The following is a 22,019-nucleotide window of genomic DNA, read 5'->3' on the forward strand; positions in this document are numbered from 1 at the left end:
GGCCGCCCGTCGGTGCGACGCTGGGGGGAGAGTGTCCCAGGGAGCGGAACCCAGGAGGCCCGATGGGACGGGACGTCCCGGCGCTCGTCTTCACCCGCGAGGACCGCCGCCGGTACCGGATCAAGATGCAGGAGTGCCTCGACGCCTTCGCGCAGATGCTGCGCGAGTCGCGGTTCGAGGCCGAGCGACCCCAGGTCGGTCTGGAGATCGAGCTGAACCTGGTCGACGACGACGCCGAGCCGGAGATGCGCAACACCGACGTGCTGGAGGCGATCGCCGACCCCGCCTGGTCCACCGAACTGGGCCGGTTCAACCTGGAGATCAACGTGCCGCCCCGCGCGCTGACGGAGGGCGGTCCCGACGCCTGGGAGTCAGAGATCCGCGCGGCCCTGAACCACGCGGAGGAGCGGGCCAGGTCGGTGGACGCGCGGCTGGTCATGGTGGGCATCCTGCCCACCCTGCGCCAGGCGGACATCGGAGAGGGGACGTTGTCCGAGAACCCCCGTTACCGGCTGCTCAACGACCAGGTCTTCGCGGCGCGCGGCGAGGACCTGCGGATCGAGGTGGACGGCACCGACCGGCTGCGGACGTACGCGGACACGATCACCCCGGAAGCCGCGTGCACCAGTACGCAGTTCCATCTCCAGGTGTCGCCGGACAACTTCGCCGCCTACTGGAACGCGGCGCAGGCCGTCGCGGGGGTGCAGGTCGGGCTGTCGGCCAACTCGCCGTTCCTGTTCGGCAAGGAGCTCTGGCACGAGACCCGGATCCCGCTGTTCGAGCAGGCGACCGACACCCGCTCGGAGGAGATCAAGGTGCAGGGGGTGCGGCCCCGGGTGTGGTTCGGGGAGCGCTGGATCAACAGCGTCTTCGACCTGTTCGAGGAGAACCTGCGCTACTTCCCGGCCCTGCTGCCCCTGTGCGACGAGCAGGACCCCGGGGAGACCCTGGACCGCGGGGACGTGCCCGAGCTGTCCGAACTGACCCTGCACAACGGGACGATCTACCGCTGGAACAGGCCGGTCTACGCCATCTCCCACGACAAGCCGCACGTCCGGGTGGAGAACCGGGTGCTGCCCGCCGGGCCGACCGTCGCGGACACCCTCGCCAACGGCGCGTTCTACTACGGGCTCACCCGCGCCCTGGTGGAGGAGGACCGCCCGGTGTGGTCGCGGATGTCGTTCGCGGCGGCCGAGGAGAACCTGCACACGGCGGCCCGGCACGGTATCGAGGCGCGCCTGTACTGGCCCGGGATGGGCGAGGTGCCGGTGCCCGAACTGGTGCTGCGGAGGCTGCTGCCGCTCGCGCACCGGGGTCTCGAGCACTCCGGCATGGACGCGGCGTGGCGGGAGCCGCTGCTCGGCATCATCGAGCAGCGCTGTGTCGTCGCCCGCAACGGGGCGGTGTGGCAGAAGGAGATGTTCCACCGCATCGAGGCCACCAGTCACGCCGGCCGCCACGAGTCGCTGCGGCGGATGACGCAGCTCTACATCGACTACATGCATCTCAACGCCCCCGTGCACACCTGGCCGGTGGACTGACCGGGACGGCCCGGTCGGTCAGACGGGCCGCTGCTCGTCCCGCCGCCGGCCGTCCTCCCGCGCGCCCGGCCCGCCCGACCCGTCGCCCGTGCCGGTGGCCGTCCCGGTGGCCGTCTCCGTGGCGGGCCGCGCGGCGCCGGAGGGACGCCGTACGACGAGGTCACGCACCTCGTAGGACATCTCGGTCGTCTGCGCGGCGGGGCGGGGATGGTAACGCCCGGCGCTCACCGAGAGGTTGACGATGAGGTGAGCCCGCCAGTCGCGGCCGACGCCCCGGGTGTCGGCGAAGGCGCGCACGCCGTTCACCCACCACACCACGGAGCGGACGCCGAACTCGGTGCGCAGGTCGACCCACGCCCCCGGGCGCACGGCGGGGTCCTGGTAGTAGTCGCCGGCGCCGCGTACGTGGTTGGTGAACTCCAGCAGGTCGGGGTTGTCGGGGTGGTACTCGAAGACGTCGATCTCCTGGCCGCCGTCCCGCCAGGTCCAGATGGCCGGCCAGGCGCCGACCTGCCGGGGCAGCCTGACCCGGGCCTGGAGGACGTCCCCGGAGCGGACCATGAAGCCCTGCCGGCTCCCCTCCGTGGTCAGCAGGCCCGTGTTCCACCTCCCGTCGGGCCGCCGCCTGGCCCGGAAGACGCCGGAGCGGCTGTAGTCGGCGTCGGACACGAGGTGGTCCAGTTTGTCGTCGTCCGGGTTCTCCGGGCCGCCGTCGGGGTACGCCCACGAACGGCCGGCGACCCACTGGGCCGCCGACGCGAAGTCCGCGGTGAACACCACGTCGGAGCCGGAGGGCGAGCGCGGAGCCGGGAGCGGGTCGCCCGGCGCAGGAATGTGCATGACCGATGTCTCACCGGCAGGGCCGCGGCCATGCGCGGGCGGCCCAACATGACCGCGGGAACGACCCGTGTGGGTGAACCGGCCCCCGGGCGCGGCCGGTCAGCCTTCGGCGAGCACCAGGACGAGCGGGATGCCGTGGCACGGCACGAGGCGCACGCCGTCGTGGACGGCGGGCCTCCCCTCGGCGAGCACCTCGCCGAAGTCCGGGCCGCGGGTGAGGGAGCCGGCCAGGTGTGCGGGGTCGGCGGAGGCGGCGACCCGGCCGCGGGCGTTCACCAGCCGGGCGGGCCGGCTGAGGCTCCGCAGCAGCGGCAGGACGGCCGCCTCGAAGTGCCGCAGGTACACGTCGGCGGCGGCCACACCGGCGAACCGCCCCTGGATCCAGACGGGTTCGGACAGCGTGAGGCTGTACTCGTCGGAGCAGAGGTAGTCGACGTACGGTCCGGCCACGGCCCGGTGCCCGGTGTCCCGGGGCAGCGCGAACCAGTCCCAGTGCGTGTAGTCGGAGTAGGCGGACTGGCCGGGGTCGAGGTCGAGGAGGAGCGGGCGCACGTCGCCGTCGGCGCCGGACTGCCACCACTCCAGCCAGGCGGGCACGTCGGTGAGCAGCCCGGGAGCGGCCACGAAGCCGGCGCCGGAGACCAGTTCCTCGCGGGTGAGGCGCAGGTGCAGGCCGGGGCGCAGGGCGGCGAGGTCGGCGCTTGCGGGCCGGCGGCCGGCGGCGGTCACCCGGTCGAGCAGGGCGGTCGTGTCGGCGCGGGTGGCGGCGACCGCGTGGAAGACCGCTTCCAGCGCGCCGCCCACCTGGGCGGCCACCCATGGCTCCGCCTCCGTGTCGGGGGTGGCGAGCCCGGAGCTGACGCCCATGGTGTCCTCCAGCGGGACGGGAACCTGGACGCGGCGCGGATCAGAGGGTCAGGCGTACGGCGACGAGCCGCGCCGCCGACTCCCTGACGCACCGCTCGGCCAGCGTGCCGGCCGTTTCGTGGGCCCCATCTTGCACGGCCGAGATCACGGCGCGGTGACGTTCCGCAACTTCTTCACGACACGCGTCGTCGGCGAGGACGAGGCACAGCAGCGGGCCCACCTCGCTCTGCAGCGCGACCTGTTCGCGGGTGAGCCGGGCGGACTGGGCGGCGGCGGCGAGTTCGACGTGGAACCGGCCGTACAGCCGGCTGCGGCCCGGCGCGTCCTCGGCCCCCGCCAGTTCCTCGGCGGTGCGGCGGAGTGGGCGCAGGTCCCCGGGTTCGGTGCGCTGGGCGGCGAGGCGTGCGGCGGCCCCGGAGAGGGCGGCCCAGTGATCGCCGAGGTCGCGCAGCTCCTCGGTGCTCCAGCCGCGCAGCCGGGCCCTGAGCCGGTCGTCGGCGGGGGCCTCGGGCAGGGAGACGAAACTGCCTCCGCCGCGGCCCCTGCGGGTGGTGACCAGGCCCTGCTGCCGCAGCGCCATGAGCGCCTCGCGCAGGGTGACCGTGGAGACCCCGAGCTGCCCGGCCAGCTCGCTCTCGCCGGGGAGTTGCTCCCCCTCGGCCAGGAGGCCCAGTTCGATGGCGTCGCCTATCCGGCGGGCGACCGCGTCCACGCGGGCCCGGTTGTCCACCGGGCTGAAGACGGCCCTGCGTGCGCCGCCTTCCATCTCGTTCTGCCTCACGGCCACCACCTCGTGCGTTGACTCAAGCTTTACCCTAAGGGACCCTTGAGCTTTGAAGTATGACTTCATATGTTTAAGTTCAACGTTCAGCGCGCCAGAAAGGTTCCCGCATGGAGGGACTTGCGATCCGGCTGCAGGATCTGCGGAAGTCGTTCGGAGAGACGGACGCCGTGGCCGGAGTCGACCTCGAGATCCGGGACGGCGAGTTCTTCTCGATGCTCGGCCCGTCCGGCTCCGGGAAGACCACGGTCCTGCGGCTCATAGCCGGTTTCGAGACGCCCACCGCGGGCCGGATCGAACTCGCCGGACAGGAGGTCACCGGACTGGCCCCGTTCGAACGCGACGTGCACACGGTCTTCCAGGACTACGCCCTGTTCCCGCACATGACGCTGGAGCAGAACGTCGCCTACGGACTCAAGGTGCGCAAGGTGCCCAAGGCCGAGCGGCTGGTGCGGGCCCGCAAGGCACTCGCCGAGGTACGGCTGGAGGGGTACGGCCAGCGCCGCCCGGCCCAGCTCTCCGGCGGGCAGCGCCAGCGCGTGGCCCTCGCCCGCGCCCTGGTCGGCCGCCCCCGCGTCCTGCTGCTCGACGAGCCCCTCGGCGCCCTCGACCTGAAGCTGCGCGAACAGATGCAGGTCGAACTCAAGGCCCTCCAGCGGGAGGTGGGCATCACCTTCGTTTTCGTCACCCACGACCAGGAGGAGGCCCTGACGATGAGCGACCGGATCGCGGTCTTCGACCAGGGCCGCATCGCCCAGGTCGGCACGCCCGCCGAGATCTACGAACGCCCGGCCACGTCCTTCGTCGCCTCCTTCGTCGGCACCTCCAACCTGCTCGACGGCGAGACGGCCCACCGTCTCGTCGGCACGCCGGGCACGTACAACATCCGCCCCGAGAAGATCCGGGTGCTCAAGGAGTCCGCCGAGGCGGACGAGCCGGAGCACGCGACCGCCACCGGCACCGTGGCCGAGGCCGTCTACCTCGGCGACGCCACCCGCTTCCTCGTGGACCTCGACGGCGGCGGCCGGCTCACCGCACTCCAGCAGAACCTGGAGACCTCCTCCGAGGACGTCGCCGCCTACCGCGGCGCCCGTGTCCGCCTCCAGTGGCACCGCGGCCACGCGGTGCGCGTCCCCGCCTGACCGGCCCCCGACGCCCCCGCAGTTACCCCTCACTCCCCCGACATCCCCGTCCCCCATGGAGTACGTCGTGCGTCTCACCCGAACCCTGCCGGCCGCGGCCGGCGTCGCCGCGCTGCTGCTCACCGCCGCGTGCGGCTCCGGCTCCGGCGGCTCCTCGGCCACCGGCCTCAACCCGCCCGACCTCAAGGCACCCGCCAAGCTCGGCAAGACCGAGGGCCAGGTCAACCTGGTCGCCTGGGCCGGCTACGTCGAGGACGGCTCCAACGACCCCAAGGTGAACTGGGTCGGCGACTTCGAGAAGCAGACCGGCTGCCAGGTCCACTCCAAGGTCGCCGCCAGCTCCGACGAGATGGTCAAGCTGATGAAGACCGGGGAGTACGACGCCGTCTCCGCGTCCGGGGACGCCTCCCTGCGTCTGATCGCCTCCGGCGACGCCGCCCCCGTCAACACCGCCCTCGTCCCCAACTACAAGGACGTCTTCAGCGGCCTGAAGAAGGGAGCCTGGAACTCCGTCAAGGGCCAGATGTACGGCATCCCGCACGGCCGGGGCGCCAACCTGCTGATGTACAACACCGAGAAGGTGAAGCCGGCGCCCACCTCCTGGTCCGCGGTCTTCGACGACGCGGCGAAGTACAAGGGACACGTCACCGCGTACGACTCGCCGATCTACATCGCGGACGCCGCCCTCTACCTCAGGGCGACCCGGCCCGAACTGAAGATCAAGAACCCGTACGCGCTCGACCAGAAGCAGTTCGACGCGTCCGTCGCCCTGCTGAAGAAGCAGAACGCGGACATCGGCGAGTACTGGAGCGACTACCTCAAGGAGATCTCCGCCTTCAAGAGCGGCGACTCGGTGGTCGGCACCAGCTGGCAGGTCATCGCCAGCCTCACCGCCGGCGAGGGCGCCAAGATCAAGGCGTTCGTGCCCAAGGAGGGCTCCACCGGCTGGTCCGACACCTGGATGGTCTCGGCCAAGGCGAAGCACCCCAACTGCGCCTACAAGTGGCTCGACTGGATCGTCTCCCCCAAGGTCAACGCCCAGGTCGCCGAGTACTTCGGCGAGGCCCCGGCCAACTCCAGGGCGTGCGCCCTGACCAGTGACAAGAACTTCTGCGACACCTACCACGCGGCCGACGAGGGCTACTGGAAGAACATCGCCTTCTGGAACACGCCCATCGAGCAGTGCCTCGACGGACGCACGGACGTCCGCTGCGTGCCGTACGCGAAGTGGGTGCAGGCCTGGACCGAGATCAAGGGCTGAGCCGTGACGACCGACACGCCGCCCGCCGCCGGACGGGGCACCGTCCGGCGGCTCGCCGGAGCCCTGCACACCAGGCCACGGCTCCGCCTGACCCTGCTGCTCACCGCCCCGCTGCTCTGGCTGGCGGTCCTCTACCTCGGATCGCTGACGGTCCTGTTCGTCTCGGCGTTCTGGACGACGAACTCCTTCACCTCCGAGGTGGTGAAGGTCTGGTCGACCGACAACTTCCACACGCTGTTCACCACACCGGTCTTCCGCCAGGTGATCCTGCGCAGCGTCGGGGTGGCCCTCGCGGTGACCGTCCTGTGCGCCGTGATCGCCTTCCCGGTCGCCTTCTACACCGCCCGGGTGGCCGGGCCCAGGTGGCGCCCGCTGCTCGTGGTGGCCATCCTCACCCCGCTGTGGGCGAGCTACCTGGTGAAGGTGTACGCCTGGCGGCTCATCCTCTCCGAGGGCGGTCTCGCCGACTGGATGCTCGCGCCCTTCGGGCTGAGCGGCCCCGGCTTCGGGCTCCCCGCCACCGTGCTGACCCTGACCTACCTGTGGCTGCCGTACATGATCCTGCCGATCCACACGGCGCTCGAACAGCTCCCGGCGAACCTGCTGGACGCCTCCGCCGACCTCGGCGCGCGGGCCGGCCGCACCTTCCGCTCGGTGGTGCTCCCCATGGTGCTGCCCTCGGTCGCCGCCGGTTCCGTGTTCACCTTCTCGCTCAGCCTGGGCGACTACATCACCGTGCAGATCGTCGGCGGCAAGACCCAGCTCATCGGGAACCTCGTGTACTCCAACATCGAACTCAACCTGCCCATGGCGGCCGCGCTCGGCACCGTCCCCGTCGTCGTGATCGTGCTGTACCTGCTGGCGATCCGCCGCACGGGCGCCCTGAACAGCCTGTAGGAGAGGAGCGACATGCATCTCGGCCGCACCGCGCGCACCGCTCTGCGCATCGGCGCCGCACTCGGCTTCGCGGTGATCTACGTCCCGCTCCTGCTGGTGCTCGTCAACTCCCTCAACCCGGACCGCAGCGCGAGCTGGCCGCCGCCCGGACTCACCCTGCACTGGTGGTCGGTGGCCGCGGACAACTCCGGCGCGCGCGACGCCGTATGGGTGTCCGTGAAGGCGGGCCTGGGCGCCACCGCCATCGCCCTGGTGCTCGGCACGCTCATCGCGTTCGCCGTGGCCCGGTACCGGTTCCTGGGCCGCGGCACCGTGTCCTTCGTCGTGGTGCTGCCGATCGCGCTGCCCGGCATCGTCACCGGCATCGCCCTCAACTCGGCCTTCGGCACCGTGCTGCGGCCGCTCGGGGTGGGGCTCGGCCTGTTCACCGTGATCGTCGGCCACGCCACCTTCTGCATCGTGGTGGTCTTCAACAACGTGGTGGCCCGGCTGCGCCGTACGTCCGGCTCGTACGAGGAGGCGGCGATGGACCTCGGCGCGACCACGTTCCGCGCCTTCGTGGACGTCACCTTCCCGCTGCTGCGCTCCGCGCTGCTCGCCGGCGGTCTGCTCGCCTTCGCCCTGTCCTTCGACGAGATCGTGGTCACGACCTTCACCGCGGGCCCCGGGATCCAGACCCTGCCCATCTGGATCTTCGACAACATGACCCGTCCGCAGCAGGCACCGGTGGTGAACGTGGTGGCCGCGGTCCTCGTCCTGCTGTCGGTGATCCCGATCTACCTGGCCCAACGCCTTTCCGCCGACACGGCAACGTCCAGCCGGGTCTGAGGGTGCCTCCGGCTGGGCGGGGGTGGAGTAAGCCCCGGTCGGCTGTGGGCGAGGTGCGCTCCGGTCGGCTGTGGGCGGGATGCGCCCCGGCGGAGTGTGAGCGGAGTGCGCCCCGGCCGGGTGTGAGCGGAGTGCGCCCCCGATGGGGTGCGAGCGGGGTGCGCCCCGGCCGGGTGTGAGCGAGATGTCCCCCGATGGGGTGCGAGCCGGGGGTGGGCCGGCCGGGTCCCTGCGGGCCGGTGCGAGCCCGAGCGGTGCCTGCCGGCCGGTGCGAGCCCGGTGCGGCGCCTGTCAGCCGGTGGGAGACCGGTGCGGCGCCTGTCGGCCGGTGCGAGCCCTCCGGGCGCGTGCCGGCTCGGTGCGCACCCCGCCTGTGCGCGTCGGCAGGGAGTGCGTTGCGGCGTGCGCGTCGGCCGGAGTGCGCTGCGGCGTGCTCTCGGTGCGAGCCGTGGGGGACGCGTGCCGGCCGATGTGCGCCCCCGGTGGGCGCGTGCCGACCGGAGTGCGCTCTGTCGGTGGGCGTCGGCCTCGTGCGCCGCGGCAGGGCGTGAGCTCCGACGGCTGCGTACCGCCGGTCTCCACTCCGGCGGGCGCACGCCAGCAGGTGTGCTCCCCGACTGGAGCATGCCGGCCGGTGTGAGCCGCGCGCGGGGTGCGCGCCGGCCGGTGAGAGCCCGGTTTGCGCACCGGTCGGGCGGTGAGCCGCACGGTGAGAGCCCGACGCCAGGCGCGCGGCCGGTGTGCGCCAGGGCGGGGCCGACGGGCCCAGGCGTAGAGCCGGTGTGCGCCCCGGCGGGGCCGACGGGCCCGGGTGTGCGGCCGGGGTGCGCCCCGGCGGGGCCGACGGGCCCGGGCGTGCGGCCGGGGTGCGCCCCGGCGGGGGCCTTTGCGTCGGCTGCTGTGGGCCCCGGCGGGTGTGCGCCGATCCGGGGCCGGGGGGCGCGGCGCGGTGGTGCCGTGGGGCAGGGGGACGCGGCCTTTCGTAGGCTGGGGGAACCCGAAGCTCCTCCGGGAGATGGGCCCGCAGGCGGGAGAGCGTCTCGTGATCGAACTGGCCGCGGCATTCGCCGTCGCGGGAGCGGCGAGCAACGCCGTCGGCACCGCGTTCCAGCGCAAGGCGGCGTCCACCACCCGTGGCGCGGGGGTGCGGATCCTCGCGGAACTCGCACGCCGGCCCGTCTGGATGGTGGGCATGGCCGGGGTGGTCGGCGCCGCGGTGTTCCAGAGCCTCGCGCTCGTCAACGGGCCGCTCGCGCTGGTCCAGCCCCTGTTCATCCTCGAACTACCGTTCGCCCTGCTGGTGGCCGGCCCCCTGATGCACCGCCGGATGCCCAGCTGGGGCTGGTGGGGAGTCGGCGGGGTGGTGGTGGGGCTGGCCGCACTGCTGGCGTCGGCGGCGCCGCGCGGCTCCACCGACCAGGCCCCGCTCGTGCGGTGGATCCCGGTCCTGGTCGCGTGCGTGGGCGCGATGGCCGCGCTGATCCTGTCGGCCGGCCGCGGCCGGCCGCCCGCGCGCCGCGCCGCGCTGCTCGCCGCGGCCGCGGCCACCGGCAACGCCCTGACCGCGGCGCTGCTGAAGTCGGCCACGGGGACCTTCGCGGACGACGGCTTCACGGCGTTCCTGCTGTCCTGGCAGACGTACGGCTTCGCGCTGGCCGGCGCGGGTGCCGTGATCCTGCTGGAGAACTCGCTGCAGGCCGGTCCGCTGGTGGCGTCGCAGCCCGCGCTGACGATCGGCGACGCGATGGTCAGCCTGGCCCTCGGGATGGTCCTGTTCGGCGAAAGCATCCGCACCGGCTGGTGGCTGGTGCCCGAGGCGCTGGGGGCCGGCCTGATCGTCGTCGGCGTGTTCGTGCTGAGCCGGGCCGTCCAGCGCATCAGGGAACCGTCGCGGACCGAGACCGACCGCCACTGAGACACGGGGCCGGTATCGGCCCGGGCCGGCCACCGCCGAACGTAGGCCGTCGCCGTCCGCGGCCGGCCGAGACATATACGACCGGGCGCATGCAGAACGGCACACATCGCCGCCGGACAGAAATCCGACAAAAAACTATGAGTCCGGTATGGCGCGGAATGAATGCCAAGAGCCCGGCGAGGGCCGGACGGCCGGCGCGCCATCAATGGTTTCCACGGCGCACACACCACGGTTACCGGCCGGCCCGTTGAATCCTGTACGGCCATCACGCGAGCAGCACAACCACCGCCCGGAACAAGGCTGTTGAAGGCACTCCGCGTGGCGGACGTTCCCCCATGTCAGTGATAGCATCCCGGCGTCTGCGACCTTGGACCACTCGGCTCAGACCCCGTATTGAGATCGGGCCGGTTCTCAACACGACGGCGACCGAGTCGTACCGAGCGGTTGTGCCACGGATTCCCCCGATCCGTCCGCCGACGACCGCAGGCCACACAGAGGAAAGGTTTCCATGACTCGAGACGCACTCGTCTGGTGCCTGGTTGCGGCGACGGTGATCGCCGTGGCCGCGGCCCTGGTGCTCAGTCGCCGCAACAAGGCCATGGCGGCGAAGAAGCAGCAGGCCGAGGCCGCCCTCACCCACAGATTGAGTGAGGCCGACGGGCAACTGGCCACCTTAAGAGCCGAGTTGCACCGGCACCAGACCGAGCACGACAAGACCATCCGGGAAGCCGAAGAGGCGGCCGAGGAAAGCACCAAGGCCGTTCTCAAGGGTTCCGCGCGCTTTCTCCAGAGCCTGGCCGCGGAGCAGTTGACGCTTCTCGAGGAAATCCAGCGCAAGTACGGCGGCCACTCCGTACTCGGCGACCTGCTGGAAGTCAGCCACGCCAATGCGCAGATGGCCCGCAAGGCACAGGGCATCGCGGTGATGTGCGGCGCTCCGCTGGGCCGCCGGAACAGGGCGGCGAGCGTTTATGACGTGGTGCGCAGCGCGCAGGGCCAGATTCGCAACTTCCGCCGCGTGGAAATCATGCAGCAGACCGGTTTCGCGTTGAAGGCGTCCGCGGTTTCCCCGGTCGCCCTCGCCGTCGCGGAACTCCTCGACAACGCTGCCAGCTTCTCCCAGCAGGGCTCGCCCATCGAGGTCAATTTCCAGCGGGTCCAGAAGAACCTGTGCATCGTCATCGACGACGCGGGCGTCGGAATGAACGACGAGGAGCGGCAGAAGGCCTCCGCCCTGCTCTCCGGTGACTTCCGCCCCCGGCTCTCCCATCTGGGCAACCAGCCGAAGTTCGGCTTCCCCGTGATCGGCCTGCTCGCCCGGCAGTACGGGTTCCGCGTCGACGTGACCGGCGTGTCCCGGTACGGCGGTGTGCGGGCGGTCGTGCTGCTGCCGGAGGAGCTGTGGACCGAGGAGGAGACGGCACCGGCCGAGGACCTCCAGGTCAGCGGTATCCGCGGCACCGTCGGGCGGCCGGAGCCGGTGTCCCGCACGGCGCACGGCCTGCCCCGCCGGGGAGCGCGCCAGGTGCCCATCGCCAGTGTTCCCGACCAGGAGTCCGCGGCCGCGCCCGCGGCGCCGGCGGAGGACGCGGGCCGGGCGGCGGGCCGGAGCCTGGGAGCCTTCCAGCGCGGCACGCTGTCGGGCCGCAACCTCACCTCGGCACCGTCCGAAGGGTCCGATGACGCATGACCACCGACCTGTCGTGGATGCTCGAGGACATCGTGCACAACGTGCCGAAGGCGCGGCACGCCGTCCTGCTGTCCGCGGACGGCCTGCCGCGCGGCTCGACCGACGGCATGGACCGCAAGGACGTGGGGACGATCTCCGCCGCCATGGCGGGCATGCAGTCGCTCAGCCGGGCGACCTCCCACTTCGCCGGGCCGGGAGAGGACAGGCAGTGGAACCAGACGATCATCGAGTTCTCGCACGGCTGGATCTTCCTGATCGGAGCCGGGCAGGGCGCGTATCTCGCGGCGGCCGCCGCGCCCGACGTCGACATGCAGCAGATCTCCTTCCGCATGCACCGGCTGGTCGCGCGGCTCGGCAACAACCTCACCTCGCCTCCCCGGGTGACCGCCGAGGACGGTGACGGGCAGGAGGGCCGCGGCTCGGCGCGGACCGGGGCCGGAGCCGGCACGGGCATCCCGATCGCCGACCTCGACGACGTGGTCGGCGACGTCCAGGGTGCCCGTCACGCGGTTCTGCTGGGCGCCGACGGGCTGCCGCGCGGCGCGACGACGGGCATGAGCCAGGACCTGGCGGACACCATCTCGGCCGCCATGACGGGCATCCACGCCTACAGCCGGGCCACCTCGCAGTTCGCCGGGGTGTCGCAGAACGCGCAGTGGCGGCAGACGGTGATCGAGTTCCAGCACGGCTGGATCTTCCTGATCTCGGCGGGGCACGGCGCGTTCCTCGCCGCGGCCGCCGAACACGACGCGGACATCGAGGAGTTCACCACCCGTCTGCATCAGGCGGTGCCGCGGCTGAACGCACACATGGCACCACACGGGGAGGCGAGCCGCACGTGAACGACGAGCCGGATCAGGAACTGGAGCTGACGTCGGCGTTAGTCCCGCTCTTCGTCATCACGAACGGGCGTGGTCTTCCCCCGGACCACGCCTACGAGCGGACGGCCCTGGTGTCCGCGCACCAGGACGCCACCGTCTCGGCCCCCACGCTCTCCCCGGAGGCGCGTCAGGTCCTGGAGCTGGTCAGGGACGGCTTCCTGTCCGTCGCGGAGGTGGCCGCCCACACGCATCTGCCGCTGGGAGTCGTACGGATCCTCCTGGCGCAGCTGGAGGAGAGCGGTCTCATCATCGCGCGGAAGCCGGTTCCGCGTGCCGAACGTGTCGACCGAGAAGTGCTCAACGCCGTACTCGACGGCCTCAAAGCCCGATTCGGAGCGTGATTCGTGTACCTGGATTCAGGTGTCCTCACCGCGGTGAAGATCCTCGTGGTGGGTCACTTCGGGGTCGGGAAGACCACGTGCATCGGAAGCATCTCCGAGATCGAGCCGCTCAGGACCGAAGAGGAGATCACCGAGGCCAGTGTGGGGTTCGACGACCTCTCGGGGACCCCGGACAAGACCACCACCACGGTCGCCATGGACTTCGGCCGCCTGACCATCAGCGACGAGGTGGTCCTGTACCTCTTCGGCACGCCCGGTCAGGAGCGTTTCAAGGAGATGTGGGAGGAGCTGTCCCGGGGGGCGCTGGGCGCGCTGGTCCTGGTGGATCCGGAGCGGCTGTCCGAGTCGTTCCCGGTGCTGGACCTGGTCGAGCGGTTCGGCCTGACGTACGCCATCGGCGTCAACCATTTCGAGGGCACGACCGACTATCCGCTCACGGAGATCCGTGAGGCGCTGAACCTGTCCGACCGGACACCGGTCGTCGCCTGCGACGTCCGGGACGAGCGGTCGGCAGCGCAGGCGCTCATCACCCTCGTCCGTCACCTACTTTCCCTTCTCGGCTAGGAGTCTCCCCCCATGCACCAGCGTCCCGGCGGGCCACCGCCCGGCTGCCCCGCGCACGGCAACACGCAGCTCTACGGACCCGAGTTCGGCTCCGATCCCGACGCACGCTACGCGTACCTGCGCGGCCTCGGCCCGAGCGCGCCGGTCGACATAGCCCCCGGGGTGGAGGTCGAGCTGGTCACCAGTTACGACGCCGCCCTGTACATCCTGCAGAACCCCGCCTCGTTCGTCCGGGACTCCCGGCGCTGGCGGGCCCTGAACGAGGGCCGGGTGCCCGAGGACAGCCCGGCGCTGCCCATGATGGGGTACCGGCCCAACGCGCTGTTCAGCGACGGCGCCGCGCACGCCCGGCTGCGGCAGGCCGTCACCGACAGCCTCGCCACCGTCAACGAGCTCCAACTGGTGCGCCAGACGCAGCAGTCGGCCGAGTACCTGATCAGCCGGTTCAGCTCCGACCGGCTCGGGCAGGCGGAGCTGATGGCCGAGTACGCGCAGCCGCTGCCGCTGCTCGTCTTCAGCGAGCTGTTCGGCTGCCCGCCGGAGATCGGTGACCGGGTCATCGTCGGCATCAGCGGCATCTTCGACGGCACGGCCGGCGCCGACCTGGTGCTGGGCGAGGCGCTGGGCGAGCTGATCGCGCTCAAGCGCCGCCGCCCCGGGACCGACCTGACGACCCGTCTGATGGAGCACCCCTCCCAGCTGACCGACGAGGAGGTGCTGCACCAGCTGGTGACGCTGCTGTCGGGCGGCACCGCGCCCCTGTCGGCGACGATCGGCAGCAGCAGCGCGCTGATCCTCGGCGAGGAGTGGCAGACCGGGCTGCCGGTCGAGGACGCCGTCACCCAGGTGCTGTGGAACTACGCCCCGATCGCCAACTACGCGGCCCACTACCCCACTCACGACGTGGAGCTGGGCGACCGGGTGCTGCGGGCGAACGACCCGGTGGTGATCTCCTTCGCGGCCGCCAACACCGATCCGCGGCTGGCGGAGCACCGTGAGCAGCTCAGCGCCAAGGCCCATCTGGCCTTCGGGGCCGGACCGCACGCCTGCCCGGCGAAGGACCCGGCGTTCGTGATCGCCGTCACGGCCGTGGAGACCCTGCTGAACCGGCTCCCCGACGTGGAGGTCCGGGTTCCGTTCAAGGACCTGAACTGGGTTCCCGCTCCCTGGAGCCGTTCCCTGGTGGCCCTGCCGGTGCGGTTCACGCCCCGCGCGGTGGCACCGTCGGCCGCGCAGGCGCCGGTCTCCGAGCCGCAGCCGGCCGTCCCCTCCGCGTACCACGTCGCACCCCAGGCGTCGCGGCCGGCGGCGGCAAACGCTTCCCGTCCCAAGCCCGGTCTGTTCAGCCGGTTCCTCGCCTGGACCAGAGGAGAGTGACCTAGGCAACTCTCCACGTGAATAGTCATCTTGTATGTGTCGGTTGGCCGAGGGGTATGCATGGCGGCTGATGCTGAGATCAAGAAGGAGCCATCGTGGAGACAGCGATAACTCCGCCTGTCGACAGACGCTTCGCCGTACCGTTGTTCTCACGGCTGCGGACGGCGAAGGGCCAGGCCAACCCCTTTCCCCTCTATGCCGAACTCCGGTCGGGGGGCGGAGTCGTCGCAGCCCCCTGGGGCGGGCACCTCGTCACCGGTTTCGACCTGTGCGACCAGGTCCTGCGCAGCAGGGAGTGGCTGGAACCCGACACGCGGTGGCGGGAGGAACAGGGGGACGGCACCCGCTGGACCGCCCCGTCCTCACGCGAGATGAGCCGGACCCTGCCCGCCCTCAACCCGCCGGACCACACCTGGGTGCGGCGCTCGGCGGGCATGTTCGACCGCGCCTCGCTCGAGGACCTGCGCGGCACGGTGGGCCGGATCACCGGCCGGCTGCTGGACACCCTGGCCGCGCGCCTAGACGAGGGTGAGGCGGACTTCAACGCCCTGGTGAGCGAGGAGCTGCCGGTCGCCACCATAGGACACTGGCTCGGGCTGCCCACCGCCGACTTCGCCCGGCTGCGGGACCTCACCCACGACCAGGTCTTCACCCAGGAACTGCTGCCGTCCGCGAGTCAGCTGGCGAAGTCGGACGCGGCCACCGCGCAGCTGCGCGCCTACTTCACGGAGCTGGTCCGCGAGCGCCGCGCCCGCCCCGGTGACGACCCCGTCTCCCGGTGGATCGCGGTCTGGGACACCCTGGAGAGCGACCAGGACAAGGCCGACGAAGGGGTCTACTTCCTGGCCCTGTTCGTCCTGCTGGCGGCGCTGGAGACCACGTCCACGCTGCTGTCCACGGCGACGCTCCTGCTGCTGGAGCACCCCAGGCAGTGGGACTGGCTCACGGTCCACCCCGACCTGGTGCCCGCCGCCGTTGAAGAATCGTTGCGCTACGACCCGCCCACCCACGTGATCAGCCGCGTCTGCGCACAGGACCGGCTCCTCGGGGGCGTGGAGGTGCGCAAGGACGAGATGGTCCACCTCATGGTGGCGGCGGCCCACCGCGACCCGGCCAAGCACGCCGACCCCGAACTGTTCAACCTCCACCGCAAGCCCGCGCACCTCGCCTTCAGCGGAGGCATCCACTACTGCCTGGGCGCGCCGCTGGCCCGCCTCGAGGCACAGACCCTGCTCCACCAACTGGTCAGGCGCTTCCCCCGTCTCACCCTCGTCCGCAGACCCTCCTGGGCCCCCCGTGTGGCCTTCCGGCGCCTGCTGAACCTGGACGTCGCCCTCTCATGACCCACTCCCCCCTCCCCTCCCCCCACTTCCCCTACAAGGCCCTGCACGTCGAGTACGACGGGCCGGTCCTGCGGGTCCGTCTGCTGCCCACGTCCGAGGGCAGCACGCTGACCGTCGCCGCCCTCGACGACCTCACCGCCCTGCTCCACAGCCTGCACGACCGCCCCGACGTCCGGGTGCTGCTCCTGTCGTCGGACGGCGAGGACTTCTGTCTGGGCGCGGACCGCGGCGAGTACCGCGCGGCGCTGGCCGAGGACCCCGGCGGGTCCGTCATGCGCCGGATCGCCGACAAGGCGTACCGCGTGTGCGACGCCCTGGAGAACACGCACGCCGTCACCATCGCCCGGCTGCACGGCAAGGTGGTCGGCGCGGGCCTCGCGCTCGCCTCCTTCTGCGATCTGCGCGCCGGTGCCGACGACTGCCGGTTCCGCATGCCCGAGATCGGCATCGGCCTGCCGCCCGCCTGGGGCGGCGCCATGGGCCGGCTGATCGTCGAAGGCGGTGCGGCCAGGATCCGTGAACTCATGCTCACCTGCGAGACGTTCGACGCGGAGACCGCCCAGCGACTCGGTCTGCTGCACAAGGTCGCCCCGCTCGACGGACTCGACGCGGCCGTCTCGGCGTGGGTCAGGCCCCTCGTCCGGCGCTCGCCCGAGGCCCTCACCCTCACCAAGCGCATGTTCGCGGGCCACTCCCGGGCCGCCCGCACCGCCGACGTGGCACTGCTCGACGCCCACCTGCTCACCGCGCAGCTCACCGCGCCCCGCCCGTAGCCGGGCACGCCCTGCCCCGTCCGCGAAGTCCCGTCCGTCCCGCGCCCTGCGGGCGGACGACCGGACTTCGGGGACACGACCTGGAAGCGGCCGCCGTTCCCCGTCCCGTCCTCGCCCCCTGGGCGGGGAACGGACCGCGTGGTAGCGTCGCGCGGTGTCCAAGATCGAGATCGACGCGGTGACGGCCGAGTTCTTCGGGGCCTTCGACAACCGCGGCGGCAGGGCCGCCGACGTGGCGCGCATCCGCCGGCTCGTCCTGCCCGGCGGGATCATCGTCATGACCGGCCCGGACTTCACGGTCTACACGGTCGAGGAGTTCATCGCGCCCCGTCTGCGGCTGCTCCGCGACGGCCGGCTCACCGAGTTCTCCGAGTGGGAGACCTCCGAACACACCGAGATCGTGGGCGACATCGCCTCCCGCGTCGGTACGTACCGCAAGTCGGGCGTCCGTGACGGCGAGCGGTTCGAGGGCGGCGGCACGAAGACGATGCAGTTCGTCCGCACCCCGGACGGCTGGCGGATCGCCGCGCTCTCCTGGTACGACCATCCCTGATCAGCGCCGCGAAGACGCCGAGGGGCGGGCCGTGTGCCGGCGGCACGGCCCGCCCCTCGGTCGTGGACGGGCGGATCCGGGGTGGGGGCTCCGCCGCTTCGGTCAGCGTGCCTTGTTCAGCTTCTCCAGGGCCTTGGCGAACCCGTTGGCCCACAGCTGGTTGACGCGGGCGCGCTCGGTGGCGTTCGGGTAGCGGTTGGTGCAGGACGTGCCGGGGCCGCCGCCCGACATCAGCTCGCTGCACGGCCCGCTGTAGTGGTCCGGCAGGCCGAGCACGTGGCCGGTCTCGTGCGCCGCGACGCGGATCGAGTCGTACTGCCGGTTCTGCGCGTAGTCGAGGAAGATGTAGCCGCTGCCGTGGCCGTCCGTGGAGGCGTATGACCCCCGGCTGTCGTTGCCCTCGTAGTAGGCGAAGTCGGCGCCGCCCGAGGTCGCCTGCAGCTTGACGTTGGACACGGAGCTGTTCCATATCGAGGCGGCGCTCGATATCTGCGAGCGGAAGCTCGGCGCCCGGGAGGCGTCGTAGTAGACGGTCACCGACTGCAGGCCCGGGTGCGCCGCCTGCTTCTTGGCGACCGAGGCGAGGACGGCCTCGAAGAACGCCTTGTTGTTCCCCGCCTCGGCGGCCGAACCCGTGTACCGGGACGGCGCCGGGGTGGGTGCCGCCTCGGTGTGGGCGCTCGCCGGGATCGCGGTGCCCAGCGTCGCGAACGCCAGGCCGACGGCGAGCGCCACGGCTCTGCGGGTGGCCTTCACCGAGGTGACGGACGTACGGATCGAAGTCATGTGGGGGGCTCCTTCTCGTTCGTGTGGGGTGGTGAACGATCGGTTGCCCATGAGTTTCGGGCAGCCCACCGGCCGGCGGATGATGGCAACCGGGGATAGCGCGCGGCTATCACCGCGAACACCGGTACGGCAGTTGGCCTTTGAACATCTGGCGCCCCATCAGTCACCGCCCTTACGCTCCCGGTATGGAGCTGGAGGTGAGGCACCTGCGCGTGCTCTGCGCCATCGCCGACGCCGGGAGCCTGCACCGGGCCGCCCGGGAACTCGGCATGGCACAGCCCTCGTTGAGCACCCAGCTGCGCCGGATCGAGCAGACGCTCGGCGGCCGGCTGTTCACCCGCGGCCGTACCGGCAGCCGCCCCACCCCGCTCGGGCACATCGTGGTGAGCCGGGCCCGGCCGCTCGTCGCCGAGCTCGCCGCGATCGTGGCCGAGACCCGGGCGGCGGCCGCGCGGGCCGCCGACGGCCCCCGGCTGCGCATCGGCGCCACGGCCAGCCGGGCCCTGCCGGGCTGGCTGCGCCTGCTGCGCGCCCGGGTCCCGGCCGTCGAGCCGAGCCTGCAGATGGACGTGTCGGCGAACGCGCTGCTGCGCATGGTCGCCGAGGGCAGGCTCGACCTGGCGTTCGTGCACGAGGTCGAGGGCAGCCCGCTGCGGGTCCCGGCCGGTCTGTGCCTGCGGGTCCTGGTGGAACGCGAGCCGCAGTTCGTCACCCTGGCCGCCGACCACCCGGCGGCCGCGCGCCGCGAGGTGCGGCTGGCCGACCTCGCCGGCGACCGCTGGATGGTCGACTCGACGGTGGACGGCGAGTGGGACGCGCTGTGCCGGATGCTGCGCCGGGCCGGGATCGAGCCCGACCTGCTGCACGGCGACTACCTCACCGCCTACTCCCTGGCCGCCATCGGCGAGGTGGTCACGGTCAGCCAGCCGACCGCGCGCCCCCGCCCCGATCTCGCCATCCGGCCGCTCGAAGGCGATCCGATAGGGGTACGGCTGCTGCTCGCGGCCCGGACCGTGGCCGAACTCGACGAGTCCTGCCCCGAACTGGAGGAGGCGTACTGGGAGGCGGCGCGCCAGTCGCCGGCCTACCAGGAGTGGCTGCGGCGCGGCACGACCAGCACCGGGTGGTCACCGGCGCACCGCGGACCGGGCGACGACCAGCGGGTACTGGCCTCCGGGCGGTGAGCCGGCGGCGGCCGGGCGCCGGGCGAGCGATGAGTTCCGGCCGCCCGCGGAGTCGGTGGTGCGGCCGCACCACCCCGACGACCCGACCCGACCCGGAGGGACCCGCACCGTGACCGACATCCACGTGTCCGAATCGGCCCTGGACCTGCCCGACGGCCGTACGCTGCGCGTCCACGACACCGGCGCGGTCGGAGCGGGGACCCCTCCCGCTCCCCCGGCGCCCGCGCGCCTCACCGTGTTCTGGCAGCACGGCACGCCCAACGTGGGCACGCCGCCGCGGCCGCTGTTCCGGCACTCCGCCCGGCTCGGCATCCGCTGGGTGTCGTACGACCGCCCCGGCTACGGCGGTTCGACGCCGCATCCCGGGCGCTCCGTCGGTTCCGCCGCCACCGATGTCCGCCATGTAGCCGACGCGCTGGGCATCGACCGGTTCGCCCTGATGGGGCACTCGGGCGGCGCCTCGCACGCCCTGGCGAGCGCCGCGGTGCTGCGTGAGCGGGTGCTGGGCGTGGTCGCCGTGTCGGGCCCGGCGCCGTTCGGCGCGCAGGGTCTGGACTGGTTCGCCGGCATGGCCCCGTCCTGCCGGGCGTCGCTGACCGCGGCCGCGGCGGGCCGTGCGGCCAAGGAGCGGTTCGAGGCGGCGGCGGAGTACGACCCGGAGATGTTCACGGAGGCCGACCACGCGGCGCTGGCCGGCGACTGGTCGTGGTTCCACGAGGTGGTCGCGCCGGCCGTGGCCGACGGTCCCGGCGGGCTGATCGACGACGACCTGGCATACGTCGCCGCCTGGGGCTGCGACCCGGCGGCGGTCACCGCCCCGGTCCTCGTGCTGCACGGGGCCTCGGACCGGGTCGTGCCCGGCGCTCACGGCGAGTGGCTGGCGAAGCGCTGCCCCCGGGCCGAGCTGTGGCTGCGGCCGTCCGGCGGCCACCTCTCCGTCCTCTCGGAGGCGCCCGCCGCTCTGGACTGGCTGGTGGCGCACGCGCACGGCTGAGCGCGGGCGACCGGGCGGGGCGACCGGCGGGGCGCTCGCGCGGCTGTCCGGCACGCGTCCGCGCCCGTCGCCCGGCCCCGTCGCCCTCCCTTTCTCCGCCACGCCGTTCCCAATGACCGATTTATATGTTTATCGGATTTATGGTGCCTGGTGTCCTGCGTACCGCAGGGGGCGCACAGCGCGCCTGGGCACGGCGTGGGTTGGGATGCCGATGAGGCCGATGAACGGTTTGACCCGTAGGGACGTGGCGCGCCTCGGTCTGGGCGCGGGTCTCGGCGCCGCGGTCGCCGCCCTGGGCGGCTGCGGAGCACGCGACGGGCTGGGAGGGCCGCCCGGGAGCCCGGGAGCGCCGCGGCTCATCGGGGACGGGTCGACGTCGTACACGGGCCCGCAGCCGCGTCAGCCGGACTCCCCCACCCGCCTGGAGCCGGGGCAGACCCCGCCGCAGTTCGTGGTGTTCTCCTGGGACGGCGCGGGCGAGACCGGCAAGGGGCTGTTCCCCCGGTTCCTGGAGCTGGCGCGGGCGCACGACGCGCGCATGACGTTCTTCCTGTCCGGCCTCTACCTGCTGCCGGAGTCGAAGAGGCGGCTGTACCGGCCGCCGCAGAACCCCGTCGGCGCCTCCGACATCGGCTACCTCACCGACGCGCACATCAAGGAGACCCTGAAGTGCCTGCGCGAGGCGTGGCTGGACGGGCACGAGATCGGCACCCACTTCAACGGGCACTTCTGCGCCGGCCCCGGGTCCGTGGCCGACTGGACGCCGGAGGACTGGCACGCGGAGGTCGAGCAGGCCAGGACCTTCGTCAAGTCCTGGCGCACGCACTCCGGATGGCGCGACCTGGAGCCCCTGCCGTTCGACTACGACCGGGAGCTGACCGGCGGCCGCACCCCGTGCCTGCTCGGACAGGAGAACCTGCTGCCCGTCGCCCGCGCGCTCGGGTGGCGCTACGACGCCTCGTCACCGGGCGGTGAGCAGCGCTGGCCGCGCAGGCGCGGCGGGATCTGGGACCTGCCGCTGCAGTCCATCCCCTTCCCGGGGCACCGGTTCGAGGTGCTGTCGATGGACTACAACATGCTGGCCAACCAGTCGGGCAACAGCACCCGCGCCCCCTCCTACAACTACCCCGCCTGGCGGGTGCTGGCCACCGAGTCGTACCTGGCCGGCTTCCGGCGCGCCTACGAGACCAACCGGGCGCCCCTGTTCATCGGCAACCACTTCGAGGAGTGGAACGGCGGCATCTACATGGACGCCGTGGAGGAGGCCCTGCGGCGGATCGCCGACACGCCGGACGTACGCCTGGTGTCCTTCCGGCAGTTCGTCGACTGGCTCGACGCCCAGGATCCCGCCGTCCTCGCGCGGCTGCGCACCCTGGAGGTGGGCGAGCGGCCCGCGGACGGCTGGTCCGGTTTCCTGCGCGCGGGCGGGCGGTCACGCTCCGAGGCGTGACCGCCGACCCG

21 protein-coding genes are annotated in these 22,019 nt (G+C 72.3%); 17 read left to right on the forward strand and 4 right to left on the reverse strand.

Translation table 11 applies throughout. From position 1 onward, the window contains the following. Nucleotides 1-62 precede the first annotated feature (62 nt). Complete coding sequence (locus B446_RS03420; protein WP_020938014.1) at nt 63-1,541, forward strand: glutamate--cysteine ligase; 1,479 nt, start codon at nt 63-65, stop codon at nt 1,539-1,541. Between the two features lie 18 nt (nt 1,542-1,559). Here the strand turns inward: B446_RS03420 and B446_RS03425 are convergent, their stop codons facing one another. The 3 genes from B446_RS03425 to B446_RS03435 form a co-directional block, all read right to left on the reverse strand. Continuing rightward, nucleotides 1,560-2,381 carry a family 16 glycosylhydrolase gene (locus tag B446_RS03425; RefSeq protein WP_020938015.1) on the reverse strand — a complete coding sequence of 274 codons (822 nt, stop codon included), beginning with the start codon at nt 2,379-2,381 and terminating at the stop codon, nt 1,560-1,562. A 99-nt stretch (nt 2,382-2,480) separates the two neighbouring features. Continuing rightward, nucleotides 2,481-3,248, reverse strand: a complete 768-nt coding sequence (locus tag B446_RS03430; RefSeq protein ID WP_020938016.1) for a cache domain-containing protein — start codon at nt 3,246-3,248, stop codon at nt 2,481-2,483. A 40-nt stretch (nt 3,249-3,288) separates the two neighbouring features. Further along, complete coding sequence (locus B446_RS03435; protein WP_193384521.1) at nt 3,289-4,014, reverse strand: FadR/GntR family transcriptional regulator; 726 nt, start codon at nt 4,012-4,014, stop codon at nt 3,289-3,291. 125 nt (nt 4,015-4,139) lie between these two features. On the opposite strand from B446_RS03435, the gene B446_RS03440 reads away from it, so the two are divergent. The 13 genes from B446_RS03440 (at nt 4,140) to B446_RS03500 (ending at nt 17,594) form a co-directional block, all read left to right on the forward strand. Beyond that, nucleotides 4,140-5,171: an ABC transporter ATP-binding protein gene (locus tag B446_RS03440; RefSeq protein WP_020938018.1), complete on the forward strand. Its 1,032-nt coding sequence runs from the start codon at nt 4,140-4,142 to the stop codon at nt 5,169-5,171. Between the two features lie 67 nt (nt 5,172-5,238). After that, the gene (locus B446_RS03445) at nt 5,239-6,432 is read left to right on the forward strand and encodes an ABC transporter substrate-binding protein (RefSeq protein WP_043477476.1); all 1,194 of its coding nucleotides are present in this window, start codon (nt 5,239-5,241) and stop codon (nt 6,430-6,432) included. A 3-nt stretch (nt 6,433-6,435) separates the two neighbouring features. After that, complete coding sequence (locus tag B446_RS03450) at nt 6,436-7,329, forward strand: ABC transporter permease (RefSeq protein ID WP_020938020.1); 894 nt, start codon at nt 6,436-6,438, stop codon at nt 7,327-7,329. Between the two features lie 12 nt (nt 7,330-7,341). Then, nucleotides 7,342-8,157 carry an ABC transporter permease gene (locus tag B446_RS03455; protein ID WP_020938021.1) on the forward strand — a complete coding sequence of 272 codons (816 nt, stop codon included), beginning with the start codon at nt 7,342-7,344 and terminating at the stop codon, nt 8,155-8,157. Between the two features lie 1,042 nt (nt 8,158-9,199). Then, a complete protein-coding gene (locus B446_RS03460) occupies nt 9,200-10,072 on the forward strand; it encodes a DMT family transporter (RefSeq protein ID WP_043477478.1) in 873 nt (290 codons plus the stop codon). 508 nt (nt 10,073-10,580) lie between these two features. Beyond that, complete coding sequence (locus tag B446_RS03465; RefSeq protein ID WP_020938023.1) at nt 10,581-11,762, forward strand: ATP-binding protein; 1,182 nt, start codon at nt 10,581-10,583, stop codon at nt 11,760-11,762. Beyond that, the gene (locus B446_RS03470; RefSeq protein ID WP_020938024.1) at nt 11,759-12,604 is read left to right on the forward strand and encodes a roadblock/LC7 domain-containing protein; all 846 of its coding nucleotides are present in this window, start codon (nt 11,759-11,761) and stop codon (nt 12,602-12,604) included. Before B446_RS03465 ends, B446_RS03470 begins: the two co-directional genes overlap by 4 nt. After that, on the forward strand, nt 12,601-12,984 hold the full coding sequence (locus B446_RS03475) for a DUF742 domain-containing protein (RefSeq protein WP_020938025.1): 384 nt from the start codon (nt 12,601-12,603) through the stop codon (nt 12,982-12,984). The genes B446_RS03470 and B446_RS03475 overlap by 4 nt, the downstream gene beginning before the upstream one ends. Before the next feature lie 3 nt (nt 12,985-12,987). Then, nucleotides 12,988-13,548, forward strand: coding sequence for a GTP-binding protein (locus tag B446_RS03480; protein ID WP_043474670.1), 561 nt, complete (start codon nt 12,988-12,990; stop codon nt 13,546-13,548). Between the two features lie 12 nt (nt 13,549-13,560). Next, on the forward strand, nt 13,561-14,925 hold the full coding sequence (locus tag B446_RS03485; protein ID WP_020938027.1) for a cytochrome P450: 1,365 nt from the start codon (nt 13,561-13,563) through the stop codon (nt 14,923-14,925). Between the two features lie 95 nt (nt 14,926-15,020). Further along, nucleotides 15,021-16,268, forward strand: a complete 1,248-nt coding sequence (locus tag B446_RS03490; RefSeq protein ID WP_043474673.1) for a cytochrome P450 — start codon at nt 15,021-15,023, stop codon at nt 16,266-16,268. Continuing rightward, nucleotides 16,265-17,041 carry an enoyl-CoA hydratase/isomerase family protein gene (locus tag B446_RS03495; protein WP_020938029.1) on the forward strand — a complete coding sequence of 259 codons (777 nt, stop codon included), beginning with the start codon at nt 16,265-16,267 and terminating at the stop codon, nt 17,039-17,041. Before B446_RS03490 ends, B446_RS03495 begins: the two co-directional genes overlap by 4 nt. 154 nt (nt 17,042-17,195) lie before the next feature. Further along, nucleotides 17,196-17,594 carry a nuclear transport factor 2 family protein gene (locus B446_RS03500; protein ID WP_020938030.1) on the forward strand — a complete coding sequence of 133 codons (399 nt, stop codon included), beginning with the start codon at nt 17,196-17,198 and terminating at the stop codon, nt 17,592-17,594. A 102-nt stretch (nt 17,595-17,696) separates the two neighbouring features. Here B446_RS03500 and snpA read toward each other — a convergent pair whose 3' ends face one another. Then, nucleotides 17,697-18,380: a snapalysin gene (snpA, locus tag B446_RS03505; protein WP_020938031.1), complete on the reverse strand. Its 684-nt coding sequence runs from the start codon at nt 18,378-18,380 to the stop codon at nt 17,697-17,699. A gap of 185 nt (nt 18,381-18,565) precedes the next feature. On the opposite strand from snpA, the gene B446_RS03510 reads away from it, so the two are divergent. From B446_RS03510 to B446_RS03520, 3 genes are all read left to right on the forward strand, one after another. Then, nucleotides 18,566-19,564 carry a LysR family transcriptional regulator gene (locus B446_RS03510; protein WP_052352119.1) on the forward strand — a complete coding sequence of 333 codons (999 nt, stop codon included), beginning with the start codon at nt 18,566-18,568 and terminating at the stop codon, nt 19,562-19,564. Between the two features lie 118 nt (nt 19,565-19,682). Beyond that, entirely contained in the window at nt 19,683-20,558 is an 876-nt protein-coding gene (locus tag B446_RS03515; protein WP_202807762.1) for an alpha/beta fold hydrolase, read from the forward strand. A gap of 220 nt (nt 20,559-20,778) precedes the next feature. After that, nucleotides 20,779-22,008, forward strand: a complete 1,230-nt coding sequence (locus B446_RS03520) for a lipoprotein (protein WP_043474676.1) — start codon at nt 20,779-20,781, stop codon at nt 22,006-22,008. Nucleotides 22,009-22,019 lie beyond the last annotated feature (11 nt).

The organism is Streptomyces collinus Tu 365 (assembly GCF_000444875.1).
Lineage (GTDB): Bacteria > Actinomycetota > Actinomycetes > Streptomycetales > Streptomycetaceae > Streptomyces > Streptomyces collinus_A.

Excerpts from the sequence above, each read along its gene's own strand:
- B446_RS03455 (WP_020938021.1), top strand. The coding sequence starts at position 7,342 with ATGCATCTCGGCCGCACCGCGCGCACCGCTCTGCGCATCGGCGCCGCA.
- B446_RS03430 (WP_020938016.1), bottom strand. The coding sequence starts at position 3,248 with ATGGGCGTCAGCTCCGGGCTCGCCACCCCCGACACGGAGGCGGAGCCA.
- B446_RS03465 (WP_020938023.1), top strand. The coding sequence starts at position 10,581 with ATGACTCGAGACGCACTCGTCTGGTGCCTGGTTGCGGCGACGGTGATC.
- B446_RS03440 (WP_020938018.1), top strand. The coding sequence starts at position 4,140 with ATGGAGGGACTTGCGATCCGGCTGCAGGATCTGCGGAAGTCGTTCGGA.
- B446_RS03420 (WP_020938014.1), top strand. The coding sequence starts at position 63 with ATGGGACGGGACGTCCCGGCGCTCGTCTTCACCCGCGAGGACCGCCGC.
- B446_RS03510 (WP_052352119.1), top strand. The coding sequence starts at position 18,566 with ATGGAGCTGGAGGTGAGGCACCTGCGCGTGCTCTGCGCCATCGCCGAC.
- B446_RS03485 (WP_020938027.1), top strand. The coding sequence starts at position 13,561 with ATGCACCAGCGTCCCGGCGGGCCACCGCCCGGCTGCCCCGCGCACGGC.
- B446_RS03435 (WP_193384521.1), bottom strand. The coding sequence starts at position 4,014 with ATGGAAGGCGGCGCACGCAGGGCCGTCTTCAGCCCGGTGGACAACCGG.
- B446_RS03470 (WP_020938024.1), top strand. The coding sequence starts at position 11,759 with ATGACCACCGACCTGTCGTGGATGCTCGAGGACATCGTGCACAACGTG.
- B446_RS03495 (WP_020938029.1), top strand. The coding sequence starts at position 16,265 with ATGACCCACTCCCCCCTCCCCTCCCCCCACTTCCCCTACAAGGCCCTG.
- snpA (WP_020938031.1), bottom strand. The coding sequence starts at position 18,380 with ATGACTTCGATCCGTACGTCCGTCACCTCGGTGAAGGCCACCCGCAGA.
- B446_RS03425 (WP_020938015.1), bottom strand. The coding sequence starts at position 2,381 with ATGCACATTCCTGCGCCGGGCGACCCGCTCCCGGCTCCGCGCTCGCCC.
- B446_RS03520 (WP_043474676.1), top strand. The coding sequence starts at position 20,779 with ATGAACGGTTTGACCCGTAGGGACGTGGCGCGCCTCGGTCTGGGCGCG.